The organism is Virgibacillus sp. MSJ-26 (genome assembly GCF_018918075.1).
GTDB lineage: Bacteria > Bacillota > Bacilli > Bacillales > Amphibacillaceae > MSJ-26.
Genome location: NZ_JAHLPW010000014.1, coordinates 104,008 through 119,503 on the forward strand (window position 1 = coordinate 104,008; position 15,496 = coordinate 119,503).

Here is a 15,496-nt window from a genome sequence, read left to right on the forward strand (position 1 = left end):
TAATCATATCATAAAGTTAAATATTGTTCACAATGTTGAAGTAATTTTTTATTTCACATAATTTATTTTCGGATAAGAATTTAATTGTCTAAAAATGTTCAACATTTCACAACACATGTTATTAATCTTATGTTATTCTATAATTAGAAAGATTGTTCAACACTTCACATACTATTGAGTTTTATAAGGAGGGAATAATCATGTCACATCAAGCATGGTTAGGGTTTAGAAAAGGAAAATGGGTGTCCGAAATTGATGTACGGGATTTTATTATGCAAAATTTTTCTCCATATGTTGGAGATGAAAGCTTTTTATCTGAACCAACAGAAGCAACAAATGAGCTTTGGGAACAAGTGATGGATCTTACAAAACAAGAAAGAGACAATGGCGGTGTCCTAGATATGGATACAGAAATTGTTTCAACGATTACATCCCATGGTCCTGGCTATTTAAACAAAAATAAAGAAAAAATCGTCGGTTTTCAAACGGATAAACCATTTAAACGTTCCCTGCAACCGTTTGGTGGTATTCGTATGGCTGTTGGCTCTGCTGAATCTTATGGTTTTAAAGTGGATGAACAAATAGAACATATTTTTACTGAATATCGTAAAACACATAATCAAGGTGTTTTTGATGCTTATACGCCTGAAATGAGAGCGGCCCGTCGAGCTGGAATCATAACAGGACTTCCTGACGCTTATGGAAGAGGACGCATTATCGGTGATTATCGACGTGTTGCTTTATATGGTGTCGATCACCTTATTGAAGAGAAAAAAGAAGACCTTTCCATTATTGGTGGGAATGGCGTGATGTCTGATGATGTCATCCGTGACCGTGAAGAAACAACTGAACAAATACGTGCCTTAAACGAATTAAAAGAATTAGCAAATAGCTATGGATATGATATTTCAGGTCCAGCTAACAACGCTCATGAAGCCTTTCAATGGCTCTATTTTGGTTATTTAGCCGCTATCAAGGAACAAAATGGTGCAGCTATGAGTCTTGGACGTGTCTCAACTTTTCTAGATATATATATTGAACGTGATTTGCAAAATGGAATTTTAACTGAAGAAGAAGCCCAAGAGCTTGTTGATCATTTTGTAATGAAACTACGCCTTGTTAAATTTGCCCGGACACCTGATTATAATGAGCTATTTAGTGGTGATCCAACTTGGGTAACTGAATCAATCGGAGGGATTGCAACAGACGGAACACCACTTGTCACCAAAAACTCATTCCGATTTTTACACACATTAGATAATCTTGGACCTGCTCCTGAACCAAATCTAACCGTTCTATGGTCCGAAAAGTTACCCGATAAATTCAAACGATATTGTGCAAAAGTGTCCATTCAAACAAGTTCAATTCAATATGAAAACGATGATATTATGCGTGACATTTATGGAGATGACTACGGCATTGCTTGCTGTGTATCAGCGATGACCATCGGAAAACAGATGCAATTTTTCGGAGCTCGGGCAAACTTAGCAAAAGCATTGCTTTATGCCATTAACGGTGGAATAGATGAGATGTCATTTGCTCAAGTAGGACCAGCCTATGCCCCAATTACATCTGACTACTTGAATTATGATGAAGTCATGGAAAAATATGATCATATGTTGGATTGGTTAGCAGGACTATATGTAAATACTTTAAATATCATTCACTACATGCATGACAAATATAGTTATGAACGAATTGAAATGGCTTTACATGATCGCAACATACTCAGAACAATGGCTTGTGGTATTGCTGGGTTATCAGTCGTCACCGATTCATTAAGCGCGATTAAACACGCCAAGGTAAAAACAATCCGTAATGAGGATGGGTATGTCGTTGATTTTGAAATTGAAGGTGACTTTCCTAAATATGGAAATAACGACAATCAAGTTGATGACATTGCTGTCGACCTCGTTAAAACATTTATGAATAAAATAAAACAACATAAGACCTATCGCGATTCTGAACCAACACAGTCAGTACTTACCATTACATCAAATGTTGTGTATGGTAAAAAAACAGGAAATACACCAGACGGAAGAAAAGCTGGTGAACCATTTGCACCAGGAGCCAATCCTTTACATGGTCGCGACAAGAAAGGTGCGCTTGCTTCACTCAGTTCCGTAGCAAAATTACCTTATGATTACTCACTTGATGGAATTAGTAACACTTTCTCCATTGTACCGAAAGCTTTAGGAAAAGATGAAGACACCCAAAAAAGTAATTTAGCCGGTATGCTTGACGGATATGCTATGAAAGGTGGACATCACCTAAACATTAACGTGTTTGACAGAGAAACACTTCTGGACGCTATGGAGCACCCAGAAGAATATCCACAATTAACGATTCGAGTGTCTGGCTATGCGGTCAACTTTATCAAATTAACTCGTGAGCAACAAATTGATGTCATCAACCGTACTTTCCATGAAAGTCGGTAAAGTAAATCAATATGACTATGTTTGATGTCCAATTGAAACAACACGATTGGACATCAAACAAAAGAGCTTGTATTTATTATCGGGGAGGTTTTCGTTATGAAAGGACGCATTCATTCTATTGAAACATGTGGAACGGTCGATGGACCAGGACTTCGCTATATTATATTTATGCAGGGATGTTTAATGCGCTGCCAATTTTGCCATAACCCTGACACTTGGAAAATGAGCGATGGTAAAGAAGTGACCGTACAAGAACTAGTTGATGATATTGAGTCCTACCTCCCCTTCTTCCAAGCAAGCGGTGGTGGTGTTACGGTAAGTGGTGGTGAACCTTTAATTCAAACAAAGTTTATTACTGAACTATTTAAAGAACTCAAGAAACTTGGAGTCCACACTGCAATTGATACGTCAGGCGGATGTTATTCAAAATCTCCTTCTTTTAGAAAATCCTTGGATGAACTTTTATCGTTGACCGATTTAGTATTAATGGATTTAAAACAAATTAATCCTGAACGACATAAAACATTAACAGGTTTAAAAAATGACCATATACTTGATTTTGCTAAGTATCTCAGTGAAAAACAAATTCCTATTTGGGTTAGGCATGTTCTCGTTCCCGGCATCACTGATTTTGATGAGGATTTATATAAGTTAGCTGACTTTATACAGACTCTTTCCAATGTAGAACGTATCGAAGTTCTACCCTATCATAAACTTGGCGTCTATAAATGGGAAGAACTCGGATATGATTACCCTCTTCAGGGGATAGAACCACCAACTGAAGATCGTGTGAACAATGCGATTGCAATCTTAAATAGGCACCATAGATCAACTGCTAGTGAATCAATGATTTAACAATAAAAGGAGCGATTTAAATGAAAGCAGCACGTTGGCATAATAAAAAAGATATAAGAGTAGAACAAGTGGATGAACCTATCATTGAATCAAGGAAGGTGAAAATTAAAATTGCTTGGACAGGTATTTGTGGAAGTGATTTACATGAATATATGGCTGGCCCTATCTTAATTCCAAATGATGAACCCCATCCACTCACAAATGAAAAGGCTCCGCTTATCATGGGACATGAATTTTCCGGTGAAGTGGTCGAAATTGGTCATGATGTTACGAACGTGGCAATTGGTGATCGAGTCACTGTCGAACCAATTTGGCGCTGCGGTGAGTGTGCCGCTTGCCGATCAGGTCGTTATAATTTATGTGATGATTTAGGCTTCCACGGACTTGCAGGAGGTGGGGGCGGCTTTGCTGAATATACGACTGTCCCTGAAATTATGGTTCATAAAATTCCAGATGAAATGAGCTATGAGCTGGCAGCGCTTGTAGAGCCAGCAGCGGTTGCTCTTCATGCTGTTCGTCAAAGTCATTTAAAAGCCGGTGATTCGGCAGCAATCTTTGGTGCTGGCCCTATAGGATTATTAACTATTCAAGCATGCTTTTTAGCAGGCGCTGAGAAAGTTTATGTCATCGAACTATCTGAAGAACGTAAAAAGCTAGCAGCAAAACTAGGTGCAACAGTCATAGATCCAAATAAAGTCAATACGGTTGAAGAAATTGTTAATTTAACAAATGGTGGTGTGGATGTTAGTTTTGAGGTGACGGGAGTCCCCGTTGTATTACAACAAGCTATTGATAGCACAAAACTTGCAGGTGAAACAGTCATTGTCAGTATTTGGGAATCAAATCCTACGATTGATGCGAATAATATCGTTTTAAAAGAAAAAAACATCATTGGCACGATTGCTTACAGAGATATTTTCCCAGCTGTTATTAATCTGATTGCTGAAGGGAAATTTGATGCAGGCCAAATTATTACAAAAAAAATTGATCTTGATGATATTGTAAATGAAGGATTTGAAGCGTTGATCAAAGAAAAATCGCAAATTAAAATCCTAGTACGACCTTAAAAAAACTTCAATCAATACTAGTTGTATACTCCCTCTAAGGTAAACAGATAAACCATCTAGTTACCTTAGGGGGCTTTTTACAACCTTTTACAATAAAGATCTCTAGGCTCCTATCATTTTTCCAAGTGGACCATTTTCATCTATTATACTCTCAAGCTCATACACTGAAATTGGAAACATTGGCGAACCTATATAATGTGGTGTGATTTCTAAAGGTTGAAAATAAAGAACAAGTGACTTATCCGCAATGTAAAATTCTTGATTCGGTGAAATACCAGTAAAATCATTTAAGGTCGGAATCTCTCGTTCTTTGATTTGTTTTTTCACAATGTCCGAGAGCACGTTGACATAGTCGCTTCCTTGTTTAAATAAATCTTTCAGCTGATAAACTCTCCCAGTTTCCACGTCAACTGTCAATGAATTGATTATCGTCAACCCATTGGCATGTTTAGGTGCGATAGCATAATTACTTAAGGTTAAACTGAGAATTCCCCGTTGATTTGTCTTGACCTCATAAGTCCCAATCATTTCCGCAAAACGATCGACATCCTGTTGTTTAAATTGCTGATTAATAAGATGTTGGGCATGTTGCACTATCATCCGATTAATTTTGTGCTGCACATGTAAATTTTGTAAACCGATAATTTCCGGATAATAAATTGTTATTCCGTTTTGTTTAAAAACCCTCGTTTGGACCAAGACATTTAAAGTTTGATTAGGCATTAGCATACTCCTTTTAAATAGTATTTAATGATATCCTATTCAAACTGTGGGATAATGTCCCTATCAGAGGAATACAACTCTAGCTAATTAAATTTGAAAATACACAACGATAATAGATTAGGCTATTCGGATTTTTTATGTAGAATTTGCAAAGAGATCTTTTACTAGCGAATGGAATATGTGAGACTCCAGTGGGAGATGAAGCCATACGCGCCCCCGAAATGCGCAGCATTCGGAGGCTCATCAGCAAAGAAGAATGAACCCCAATTCTTCCTAGCCCACGGAAAGCGAGTATATTCCGTGAGCGGTGATTTTTTAATATTAAATTTTTCTACACTATTTTCCGAATACCCATAGATTATTATGAAATACAGTCAGGAGAGATATAAATGAAACTTATCGCTACAGATCTTGATGGAACACTTTTAAATGAACTAGGAAAAGTTAGCACAGAAAATGCACAAGCCATTAAAAATGCTCTCGACCAAGGCATCAAAGTCGTTGTCGCTACAGGAAGAGCCTACGAAGCAGCAAATCAACCCCTTCAGGAAGTTGGTCTCACACTACCAATCATCTGTTTAAACGGCGCTATGACCTATACAGAAAATAAAGAATTACTTAAACATATACCAATGGATAGAGATGCCTTGCAAAGAATTCAACAACGATGCAGTGAAGAAAATCTCTACTTCGAAATTTTTTCTCAAGACCTCGCTCATTCTGTTAGCAAGGAAGATTTTAAACGTGTCCTCAAAGACATCGCCGAAACTGCCAACCCACTCGTTCCTGCCGAAGAACTTAGTGAACGTGCTGAACGGAGATTTCAAGAAGAAAACGTACAGATCACAAATGACTTCGAGAAATTACTAAAAAATAAAGATTTGAATTTTTACAAAGTCCTTGCCTTTTCACTAAATAAAGATGTTTTAGCAAAACTCGCTAGCGAATTCCAAGAGGAACCATCTGTTGCTGTGACAGCTTCAGGTGATATAAACATAGAGTTTAATCATATTGACGCACAAAAAGGTTATGCCGTCGAACAATTTTCCAAGAGACTGGGAATAAACATGAAAGACGTGATGACGCTTGGTGACCACTTCAATGATGAAAGTATGATTCGCATGGCAGGTCGCGGAGTAGCAATGGGGAACGCAGATGAAGCTATCAAGGAAATAGCTACTCATACAACAAAATCCAATCTTGAAGATGGTTTTGCTTATGCGGTCGAAAAGATGTTGGAGGACATCTCATAATCATTTTCACCTAATTAGAAGTCATTATTATATATAAGAAAAGAGAACAAAATCCGAACTTTAAGATTAATATCCAACCCAAGTTCGGATTTTGTATTCAATTTGATAGATCTGTCTAATTCCTTTACTTAAAAAATCACTCAGATTAAAAACAAAAGCTATAAATATTACTTAGATACTGCCTCTGCATAATCCGCTAAAAGTCTTGCCCCAAAGCCTGTAGCAGAACTCACGTAGTAGCCAGCTTCCTTACTGCTCATCACGCCTGCCATATCCACATGAAGCCATTTACAAGATTCAGGAACAAAGCGACGCAAAAACAATCCAGCAGTAATGGAACCGGCTTCTCCTTTATTACTAATATTGTTGAAGTCAGCATAATCACTATCAAGATAATTTTCATACGCATCAACAAGCGGCATTGGCCAGTTATGATCGCCATTCTCATCACCTAACTGCTTCATTCTATAAGCCAGCTCTTCATTACCAAATACACCAGCGAGTTTAGAACCGAGTGCATTTGCAATCGCGCCTGTTAAGGTGGCAATATTGACCACATAGTCAGCACCAAGCTCACCAGCGCGAATTAAACCATCAGCAAGAATTAGACGCCCTTCCGCATCTGTATTCCCAATTTGTACCGTTTTCCCATTTTTGTAACGGATGACATCACCTGGAAGAATGGCTTTACTATCAGGCATGTTTTCAACGATGAGAAAGAGTGCGACAACATTAACTTTCGCCTCGCTCTCTGCAAGTAACTTTATGGCACCCGCAACGGCTGCTGCGCCGCCCATATCCATGCGCATATCACTTAAATGTCTACCTTGCTTTAAGTTAATTCCGCCTGTGTCATAAGTCACACCTTTACCAACAAGTGCGACAAGTGGCTTAGACGCATCACCTTGATAACTTATTTCAACCAAAGCAGGTTCATGTTCACTACCTTGACCGACCGTAAGTAAACCATTCAATTCCATTTCTTCTAATTGTGCTTTATCGAATACTTTTACATCAGCGGCTGTTCCCGCCAATTCATCCTGAAGTCGCTTCGGGAACGTTGTAGGATTAAGATCTTTTGGTGTATCGTTCATTAAGTCACGTGAAAACGACATGGCGGCAGCTCTTCTTTTTCCTTGCTCAACCTCAGTCTCTACCTTATCACCATCAATATGCAGCTCTGTTTTATAGCGAGCCTCTTTCGATTGATGTTTAACATAATCATAATTCCCTAAATGCCAGCCTTCCACAAAAGCCGTGACAACCTTGTTTGTATCCACATCAGAAAAAACCCTATCTAGTATTTCTGTACTGACGTTCGCTTGATCAATTTTTAGCTTACCTAATTGTCGTGCTATTTCTCCAGCAAGCATTCTCACACCTTCTGTTAAATGCTCTCCTTTTTGCACATCTTTGATAACAACTAGTAGCTCTCCTTCAACCATATGTAATACTGATTTAGATGTATGACGCTCAATATAATCTTTTAAATCCCTATTTTCACTTATTCTATCGTCACTTACATCGATAATGACTGCTCGTTTCCCCATTTTATTTCCTCCCTATCATTTCGGTATATTATTTCGTATATCGAAACGAAATAATACTATCATAGTAACCTTTATTCAAATTCTTGTCGAATATTCTAAACCTTTCACATTTTATTGCTCCCAAATAATATCTCCCATGTCGTCAACTGTGTAGCCTAGGGTTTTAAGTTTATCCTGGAAACTTTGATCCTTTAAAATATTGGTCACTTGATCAATCAATGATTGGTTATTTTGAGTGTTCAAGATAACAAGATCATAATTTTCCTTCATTTTAGGAATGAAATCCACTCCAACCATTTTAGCTGCATTTTCAATACCAATTCCAACATCGGCTTGTCCATTGGTAATAGCAGAAGCGACAGATAGATGGCTTGTCTGCTCAATGTTATAACCATTAACATTGTTTCTATTTATGTTATGAAGCCTTAATTGTTCATCAAGAAGAACACGAGCACCGGCCCCTTTTTCACGATTAACAATTGATACATCTCCTCGCTTTAAATCTTCCCATGTTTTTATATTTTTAGGGTTATTTTTTGTCACATAAAAACCTGCTTGTCGTTCAATAAACTTAAATACTATAAATGGGTTACTTACTAATATTTTTCTTATATACGGGATGTTATAATCACCTGTATCACCATCAAATAAATGTGTACTGACAATATCAGCACGCCCTTCATACATAGCAATCAAACTATCCAAACTTCCACGATGAGAACGTAGAGGTTGAATGACATTACTTTCTTCAAGAGCGCGCGATAAAATATCAAGACTACTATCTTGTCCACTTATAACAACGGATCGCACGAAGGTTTCAGTCTTTTCAGTATGTCTTTTGGAGGCGAGGGATGTTTTCACTTCCTGTTCACGTATTTTATAATCCTCGAGTTCACTCGCATCAACTCTAATTTGTCTTCCAACCCTGTATGAAATAAGTTCACCTCTTTTAATCAAATCATATACTGTTAACTTCGAAACTTTTAACAATCTTGCAATATCGTCTGTGGTATAAGATTCACCTTTAACCATATCAACACCTCTTATTGTCAAATAGTTGTTAAAATAATAACATTTACTTTTAAATTATAACTAATTATAATTAGATATAATTAGTCATACTTAATATATCAGGCATTCGGAAAATAGTGTGGAAAATTTAATATTAAAAAATCGACGCTCACGAAATATACTCTCTTTCCGTAGCAAAGAAGAATTGTAGTTCATTTTTCGTCGCTGATGAGGCTCCGAATGCTACCACATTTCGGGGGCGCGTTTGGCCTCATCTCCCACAAAGGTTTTCGGTGGTACAAAGCTTACTGCAGTCCTAGAAGTCTCGCATATTCCATTCGCTAGTAAAAGATACCTTTGCAAATTCTATATAAAATCCGAATACCTATTATATCTAATAGGAGGAGTATCATGAAGAAAATCAAACTCATTATACTATTACTTATTTTAGCATTAATTATGGTAGGATGTTCAGATAACTCCAAAGATGAAAATTCAACAAAAGATACAGCTAATTCTGAGCCTATTGAGCTAACTATTTCAGCCGCTGTTAGTTTAACAGACGCATTACATGAAATAAAAAATACATATGAAAAAGAGCACAATGTCGAATTGACATTTAACTTCGGTGGCTCTGGAACTCTCGCCCAACAAATTCAGCAAGGTGCCCCTGCGGATGTTTTTATCTCAGCTAACCAGGATTGGATGGATACATTAGAAAAAGAAGACCAAATAATCGATGATACGAGGAAGAATGTTACTGGAAATAGTATTGTTCTTATCACTCAACAGGATTCAAAACTGGATTATGGATCGTTTGAAGATATTTCAGCCAGTGACATTGATCAGATAGCGATAGGGAATCCTGAAAGTGTTCCTGCTGGAAATTACACAGAACAAACATTAAAACATATTAACATCTGGAATGAGCTTGAAAATGAATTTATATTCGCTAAAGATGTCAGGCAAGTATTGACATATGTCGAATCTGGTAATGCAGACACCGGCTTTGTTTATGAAAGCGACGCCCTCACGTCAGATCAGATTAAAATTTTAGCAACTGCAGAGCCTGATTGGCATGATCCTATTACCTATCCAGGAGCTCTTATCGCTGATACTAAACATGAACAAGAAGCGGCATCTTTTTTGGATTATATGATTTCTGATGAAGCTCAAGAAATTTTAAAAAAATATGGGTTTAAGCAACAATGACAGATATTAACTTATCACCACTTTGGCTCTCAATTAAAACAGCGACCATCGCCACCATTATTGTATTTATTGTCGGAGTACTTCTAGCTAGATTTATTGCTAGACGTTCATTCAGGGGAAAAACTGTCATTGAATCAATTTTCATGCTTCCTTTAGTTCTTCCGCCAACAGTCGTAGGTTTTATTCTACTTTATATCTTTGGTAAAAATGGATTTATCGGACGTTTATTAATCGAATGGTTTGATTTTCAAGTGGTATTTTCCTGGTATGCCGTTATTATCGCCGCGATTGTTGTTTCATTTCCATTAATGTATCAAAGTGCCCAAGCTGCTTTTCAACAATATGATCCAAATGTTGAACATGCCGCTTACACGATGGGGGCTTCTCGATTTAAAGTATTTTGGACGATTTCTTTTCCAATTGCTTGGCCAGGATTATTGGCAGGACTTGTTTTGACATTTGCCAGAGCTCTTGGAGAATTTGGTGCCACTCTGATGCTTGCCGGTTATATCCCAAATGTCACCGATACCATACCGTTAGCCATTTATTTTGCAGTTGAATCAGGGAATATGGAGATGGCAAAGTTTTGGGTTATTTTAATTGTCACATTAGGGTTTGCTGCCATGCTGTGGCTTAATTGGTGGAGTAAAAGAAACATGACAGCACATTCAAACCATAAGTAGCCTATATCCTATAGACTTTTAGGGGGCGTTATTAACAGGTTAGGGGGAAGTGGCATGTTACACGTAGCAATAAAAAAGCAATTATCTCACTTTGAATTAAATGTGGAATTTACATTAAATAATGAAATTGCCGTTTTATTCGGTCCATCCGGATCAGGTAAAACGACTGTTTTAAATAGTATCGCCGGCCTAATTAAGCCTGATCAAGGAATAATTCAATTAAACGGTCAATCTATTTATGAGGCACCTAAAGTCTTTGTACCGATTCAAAAACGGCATATTGGCTACTTATTTCAAGATTATGCCTTATTTCCACATATGACTGTATGGAATAATATTAAATACGGAATGTCTAATATAGAATTTGCCGAGCAGCTGATGGATGAATTAAAAATAAATCATTTATCAGAGCATTATCCACACCAAATCTCAGGCGGTGAAAAACAACGTGTCGCTTTAGCAAGAGCTTTAGCAACTGAACCTAACCTTCTTCTTCTTGATGAACCTTTTTCAGCGCTAGATGATGCTACGCGTGAAGTTAGTCATAAACAATTATTAAGACTTCATCATTTATGGAAAATCCCTATCATTATGGTAACTCATAGCCATAGTGAAGCTGAAAAGATTGGTGATCACATTTTATACTTAGATAAAGGTCACCTTACTGAACTAAAAAATATATAGCTATAAGCGGCCTAAGAATATAAGACTTTTCGGACTAAAAATAAAGTGAGAATTCAATCAGTGGGAGTTTTCATACTTCCCCCACTGCTTGTTAGTTGAACGAATCGGGCTTTTACTGGCTGTTGATCCCCGACTTATAATTCTTGATCCCCCTCAAATCCTTCTCGTTAAGGATCTTACAGCCAGTTAACTTGCGATAAAATTGGATCTCTACAGGATATGTCATCTGTATAGCCCTTTATGTTGATAAGTGATTAAACAAAAGAATATACTCAAGATCCACTTTACAATCCATTACTTTAAACTATATTTCTTTAAAACTCTTATGAAATAATCACCAACTTCTGAGGTTGTTGCTTCACCTCCCATATCTAGAGTTAGTTTTCCAGGTTCTTTGACAACCTCTCGAATGGTTGAAAGAACAGCTCGCCCGCATTCTTGTTCACCCAAAAAGTCTAACATTTGGCTAATCGACCAGAAAGCTGCGAGCGGGTTGGCCAGGCCTTGACCAGCGATATCTGGAGCTGAACCGTGCACTGGTTCAAACATTGACGGATATTTTTTTTCCGGATTAATGTTTGCGCCGGTGGCGAGACCCATACCACCAGTAATACCCGCCCCGATATCCGTTATAATATCACCAAATAAGTTTGAAGTAACGACGACCTCAAATCGCTCAGGATCAGTTACAAAATAAAGGCTTGCTGCATCGACTAAGTAGGAAGAAGTTTCGACATCTGGATACTCCTGTGCTACTTCTGCAAATATTTCATCCCAAAACACCATGGAGTAATTAAGTGCGTTCCCCTTACTTATACTCGTTAAAGTTCGTTTGGAGCGTCTCGCTTCTTCAAAAGCGTAGCGAATAATCCGCTCTGTTCCTTTTCGTGAAAAAACTCCTGTTTGCAAAGCGACTTCTTCTGGCGTACCGTGAAATAAGCGATCACCCGCTCCTGCATATTCACCTTCACTATTCTCCCTGATAATCAGCATATCTATATCTTTTTCCTGTTTTTCTTTTAATGGTGTTAACGATTTATCGAGAAGTTGAACTGGCCGAAGATTAACATACTGATCGAACGCCTTTCGTATCCTTAACAGTAAATCCCAGAGTGAAATATGATCTGGAACCCCTGGATAACCGACAGCCCCTAAATAAATGGCATCCATCTTAGATAAGCGCTCGACTCCATCGTCATCCATCATTTTTCCGTTCTTTAAATAATACTCACACCCCCAAGGAAATTCAGTGAATGTAAAGCTGAGTGACGAATCTACTTTTTCAATAGATTTTAAAACTTTAAGACCCTCTGCAACGACTTCAGGTCCGATACCGTCTCCTGGTATAACTCCAATTTGATAGTTTCTCACTTCTATTCCCCCTATAATTCAACCAAAACTATGCATACACGCGCGGAATACGATCCGTAAAGCATGCTAAGACCTCATCGACAATACTGCCCATCCAACCAGCAATCTCTTCCGCGGTGATTTCTTCTTCTCCCATTTTACCGATGATCACAACAATATCACCAACATTTACATTAGGTATATGAGTGACGTCAATAATCGTCTGATCTAAAGAAATATTTCCTACGATATTTGCTTTTTGTCCACCAACAAGGACGTAACCTTTATTAGACAACGCACGGCTAAACCCATCTCCTAAGCCAATTGGCAAAACGGCAAGTTTTTCATCTTTTTTCGTTACATAATTGCCACCATATCCAACGGACGTACCAGCTGGGACTTCTTTCAGCGATAATATATTGGTAGCTAATTGCATAACTGGTGTCAGTGTAAGCAATGATTTTTGAGATGGCGACGGATGGTAACCAAATAATGCAATACCTGGTCTCACCATATTAAGATGCATATCTGAGCGCTCAATCGCAATCGTCGAGCCACCTACATGTTTGATAGGAAATTCATAGCCATAATGGGCGAGTTCTGCAACTATCGTTTTAAACAAAGTAAATTGCCGTTCAGTTTTTTCCCAATTACCCTCGTCAGCATCGGAGAAATGTGAGAAAACACCCTCCCAATGGATACCTTCCAGGTCATAACATTCTTCACAAAACGTCAAGCCCTCATACGAGGATAAGCCAAAACGGTGGAGTCCCGTATCTATTTTTAAATGAGCACGCACGAGACGATGTTGCTTGATGGCTTCTTTACTTAACTTCTTTGCCAGTAAGGCAGAAGATACGGAAACGGTCAGATCATAAGCGACAATATCAGGCACTTGACTTGTAAAGCTATCACTTAATAACAACATAGGCACTTCAATTCCATTTTCCCTAAGTTTGATACCTTCTTCCAGCGTCGTAATTCCAAGCCAATCCGCTCCCGCTTCAATTGCGGCACGTGCAATTGGAACAATACCATGCCCATAAGCATTCGTTTTAACAACAGCTAAAAAATAATCACTTCGGGTATGTTCTTTTAGTCTTCTTAAATTTCTTTTAAAAGCATTTAAGTCAATTGTAGCCATTGTCGGTCGTGTAGCTGATTGCGCTAACTTATACATCATTCCAACATCACCCCCGGCTAAAAACTAAGAACCTGTCATTTTTCATGAATGAACATTCTTTTCAATTTGGGATATAAACATACGAAAATGTTTTAAAATTTGGTGAGTGATTTTTCCTGGGGTACCATCTGCAATCGTATGATCATCAACTTTCAAGATTGGAATGATATCCGATTTCGTAGCAGATACGAAAACCTCATCTGCCTCAAGAAGTTGCTTAACAGTAAACGTCTCTTCAACAACCGGAATAGTATGTTCACCGCATAATTCAAGGATTTTCTGGCGGGTAATTCCATTTAAAATGTAGTTATTGGCGGGATGCGTATACACTTTATCATTTTTTACCATAAACACATTTGAGGCGCTTGCTTCAGTGACCGTGTCGCCGCGATGTAATATAGCCTCCACCGCGTTATTTTCGACGGCTTTTTGCTTTGCCATTACGTTAGGGAGCAAGTTTAAAGACTTAATGTCACAACGTAGCCAGCGCATATCTTCAGTCAAGACAGCTGTTCCTCCGTTGTCTTCTATATCTGTCATCCTTTCTTCCTCTCGCGTATAGGCAACAGTAACTGCAGGTATATTTCCTTCCGGGAACTCATGCCATCTGGGACTGGCTCCTCTAGAGACTTGCAAATAAATAATACCTTCTTCAAGTTGATTTTGCGCAGCTAATTGAGTGAGTTGCCGTTTTAGTTCAGGCATGGTGTAAGGGAGGTTTAATTGGATTTCTTTTGCACTACGCTCCAACCTTTGCAAATGTTCATCCATAAGCATTGGCTCACCACTATACACACCAACCACTTCATAAACACCATCACCAAATTGATAACCACGATCCTCAATATCCACACACTTCGAACGCTCAACAATCTCATTATTAAAAAGCATATAACTCATCCCCATCATCCTTTCCTATTAAAATATCAATATATGAATTAGCCCACATATGTCATTAGCAAATTTACTCTTCCACAGTAGATATATGATGTGCAGTAATTCCTTCTAAGGTTTATCACAAATTTCTGGAGCTTAGAAAGGTGCTAGGTTGTTTTCCGCTCCAGCCCATTGCTTTCCGCGGTGCCAGGAAGAATTGGGGTTCATTCATCCCACCACAGCCTCCTCGAGAAAACCGCTCTGCGGGGTCTTGAGACTCGTGCTGTTCCCGCAATGGTTTTCGGTGGGACGAGCATTTAGCGCAGTCCCAGGAGTCAATGGCCTTACGCTCCAAACAACCACCATAATAGTAGTAATAACATTAAATCAAAGAGAAATTATAATTATAGCGGAGGAAATACGCGGAGACTCCTGTGGGAGCTGAGGCCTAGATGAGACCCCGCAGGGCTCTGCCCGAGGAGGCTCATCAGCCGCCCACGGAAAGTGAACCGACCCCTGTCAAGTAGACAGTATAAATAAAAAGATAAACAATTAGGCGGATAGCTCTGTATATTCCAGTGGGGCTAGTCCGTCTAAGTTCTGTTGAAAAC

The 15,496-nt window shown here is 38.4% G+C and carries 13 protein-coding genes; 7 read left to right on the forward strand and 6 right to left on the reverse strand.

Annotated elements, in window-relative coordinates; all coding sequences use genetic code 11:
• Window positions 1–200: 200 nt before the first annotated feature.
• The 3 genes from pflB to KQI49_RS13640 all read left to right on the forward strand — a co-directional run bounded on the left by pflB (window position 201) and on the right by KQI49_RS13640 (window position 4,360).
• Window positions 201–2,438: a formate C-acetyltransferase gene (gene pflB, locus KQI49_RS13630; RefSeq protein ID WP_216489711.1), complete on the forward strand. Its 2,238-nt coding sequence runs from the start codon at window positions 201–203 to the stop codon at window positions 2,436–2,438.
• A 96-nt stretch (window positions 2,439–2,534) separates the two neighbouring features.
• Window positions 2,535–3,293 carry a pyruvate formate-lyase-activating protein gene (pflA, locus tag KQI49_RS13635; protein ID WP_216489712.1) on the forward strand — a complete coding sequence of 253 codons (759 nt, stop codon included), beginning with the start codon at window positions 2,535–2,537 and terminating at the stop codon, window positions 3,291–3,293.
• A 20-nt stretch (window positions 3,294–3,313) separates the two neighbouring features.
• Complete coding sequence (locus tag KQI49_RS13640; RefSeq protein WP_216489713.1) at window positions 3,314–4,360, forward strand: 2,3-butanediol dehydrogenase; 1,047 nt, start codon at window positions 3,314–3,316, stop codon at window positions 4,358–4,360.
• A 102-nt stretch (window positions 4,361–4,462) separates the two neighbouring features.
• On the opposite strand, the gene KQI49_RS13645 is transcribed toward KQI49_RS13640, so the two are convergent.
• Window positions 4,463–5,083 carry a DUF3298 and DUF4163 domain-containing protein gene (locus tag KQI49_RS13645; protein ID WP_216489714.1) on the reverse strand — a complete coding sequence of 207 codons (621 nt, stop codon included), beginning with the start codon at window positions 5,081–5,083 and terminating at the stop codon, window positions 4,463–4,465.
• A gap of 389 nt (window positions 5,084–5,472) precedes the next feature.
• Between KQI49_RS13645 and KQI49_RS13650 the strand changes: the two genes are divergently transcribed.
• Window positions 5,473–6,336, forward strand: coding sequence for a Cof-type HAD-IIB family hydrolase (locus KQI49_RS13650; protein ID WP_216489715.1), 864 nt, complete (start codon window positions 5,473–5,475; stop codon window positions 6,334–6,336).
• 167 nt (window positions 6,337–6,503) lie between these two features.
• Here the strand turns inward: KQI49_RS13650 and KQI49_RS13655 are convergent, their stop codons facing one another.
• Both KQI49_RS13655 and KQI49_RS13660 read right to left on the reverse strand, forming a co-directional pair.
• Window positions 6,504–7,886: a leucyl aminopeptidase family protein gene (locus tag KQI49_RS13655; RefSeq protein WP_216489717.1), complete on the reverse strand. Its 1,383-nt coding sequence runs from the start codon at window positions 7,884–7,886 to the stop codon at window positions 6,504–6,506.
• Between the two features lie 111 nt (window positions 7,887–7,997).
• Window positions 7,998–8,918: a helix-turn-helix transcriptional regulator gene (locus tag KQI49_RS13660; RefSeq protein WP_216489719.1), complete on the reverse strand. Its 921-nt coding sequence runs from the start codon at window positions 8,916–8,918 to the stop codon at window positions 7,998–8,000.
• Window positions 8,919–9,308: 390 nt separating this feature from the next.
• Here KQI49_RS13660 and modA point away from each other — a divergent pair, with 390 nt between their 5' ends.
• From modA to KQI49_RS13675, 3 genes are read left to right on the forward strand one after another with little or no spacing between them, the layout of a single operon-like run.
• Entirely contained in the window at window positions 9,309–10,109 is an 801-nt protein-coding gene (modA, locus tag KQI49_RS13665; RefSeq protein WP_216489721.1) for a molybdate ABC transporter substrate-binding protein, read from the forward strand.
• Between the two features lie 5 nt (window positions 10,110–10,114).
• Complete coding sequence (gene modB, locus KQI49_RS13670) at window positions 10,115–10,792, forward strand: molybdate ABC transporter permease subunit (protein ID WP_216489740.1); 678 nt, start codon at window positions 10,115–10,117, stop codon at window positions 10,790–10,792.
• A gap of 54 nt (window positions 10,793–10,846) precedes the next feature.
• Entirely contained in the window at window positions 10,847–11,476 is a 630-nt protein-coding gene (locus KQI49_RS13675; RefSeq protein WP_216489722.1) for an ATP-binding cassette domain-containing protein, read from the forward strand.
• 294 nt (window positions 11,477–11,770) lie between these two features.
• Here the strand turns inward: KQI49_RS13675 and KQI49_RS13680 are convergent, their stop codons facing one another.
• The 3 genes from KQI49_RS13680 to dat are packed head-to-tail and all read right to left on the reverse strand — an operon-like array spanning window position 11,771 to window position 14,909.
• The gene (locus KQI49_RS13680; RefSeq protein ID WP_216489724.1) at window positions 11,771–12,847 is read right to left on the reverse strand and encodes a tartrate dehydrogenase; all 1,077 of its coding nucleotides are present in this window, start codon (window positions 12,845–12,847) and stop codon (window positions 11,771–11,773) included.
• Between the two features lie 28 nt (window positions 12,848–12,875).
• The gene (gene alr, locus KQI49_RS13685) at window positions 12,876–14,009 is read right to left on the reverse strand and encodes an alanine racemase (RefSeq protein WP_216489726.1); all 1,134 of its coding nucleotides are present in this window, start codon (window positions 14,007–14,009) and stop codon (window positions 12,876–12,878) included.
• Window positions 14,010–14,051: 42 nt separating this feature from the next.
• The gene (dat, locus tag KQI49_RS13690) at window positions 14,052–14,909 is read right to left on the reverse strand and encodes a D-amino-acid transaminase (RefSeq protein WP_216489728.1); all 858 of its coding nucleotides are present in this window, start codon (window positions 14,907–14,909) and stop codon (window positions 14,052–14,054) included.
• Between the last annotated feature and the right edge of the window lie 587 nt (window positions 14,910–15,496).

Bases quoted from the DNA above. Each gene is read 5' to 3' on its own strand.
- KQI49_RS13645 (WP_216489714.1), bottom strand. From the start codon at position 5,083: ATGCCTAATCAAACTTTAAATGTCTTGGTCCAAACGAGGGTTTTTAAA.
- modA (WP_216489721.1), top strand. From the start codon at position 9,309: ATGAAGAAAATCAAACTCATTATACTATTACTTATTTTAGCATTAATT.
- KQI49_RS13675 (WP_216489722.1), top strand. From the start codon at position 10,847: ATGTTACACGTAGCAATAAAAAAGCAATTATCTCACTTTGAATTAAAT.
- KQI49_RS13660 (WP_216489719.1), bottom strand. From the start codon at position 8,918: ATGGTTAAAGGTGAATCTTATACCACAGACGATATTGCAAGATTGTTA.
- pflB (WP_216489711.1), top strand. From the start codon at position 201: ATGTCACATCAAGCATGGTTAGGGTTTAGAAAAGGAAAATGGGTGTCC.
- alr (WP_216489726.1), bottom strand. From the start codon at position 14,009: ATGATGTATAAGTTAGCGCAATCAGCTACACGACCGACAATGGCTACA.
- pflA (WP_216489712.1), top strand. From the start codon at position 2,535: ATGAAAGGACGCATTCATTCTATTGAAACATGTGGAACGGTCGATGGA.
- dat (WP_216489728.1), bottom strand. From the start codon at position 14,909: ATGAGTTATATGCTTTTTAATAATGAGATTGTTGAGCGTTCGAAGTGT.
- KQI49_RS13655 (WP_216489717.1), bottom strand. From the start codon at position 7,886: ATGGGGAAACGAGCAGTCATTATCGATGTAAGTGACGATAGAATAAGT.
- KQI49_RS13640 (WP_216489713.1), top strand. From the start codon at position 3,314: ATGAAAGCAGCACGTTGGCATAATAAAAAAGATATAAGAGTAGAACAA.
- KQI49_RS13650 (WP_216489715.1), top strand. From the start codon at position 5,473: ATGAAACTTATCGCTACAGATCTTGATGGAACACTTTTAAATGAACTA.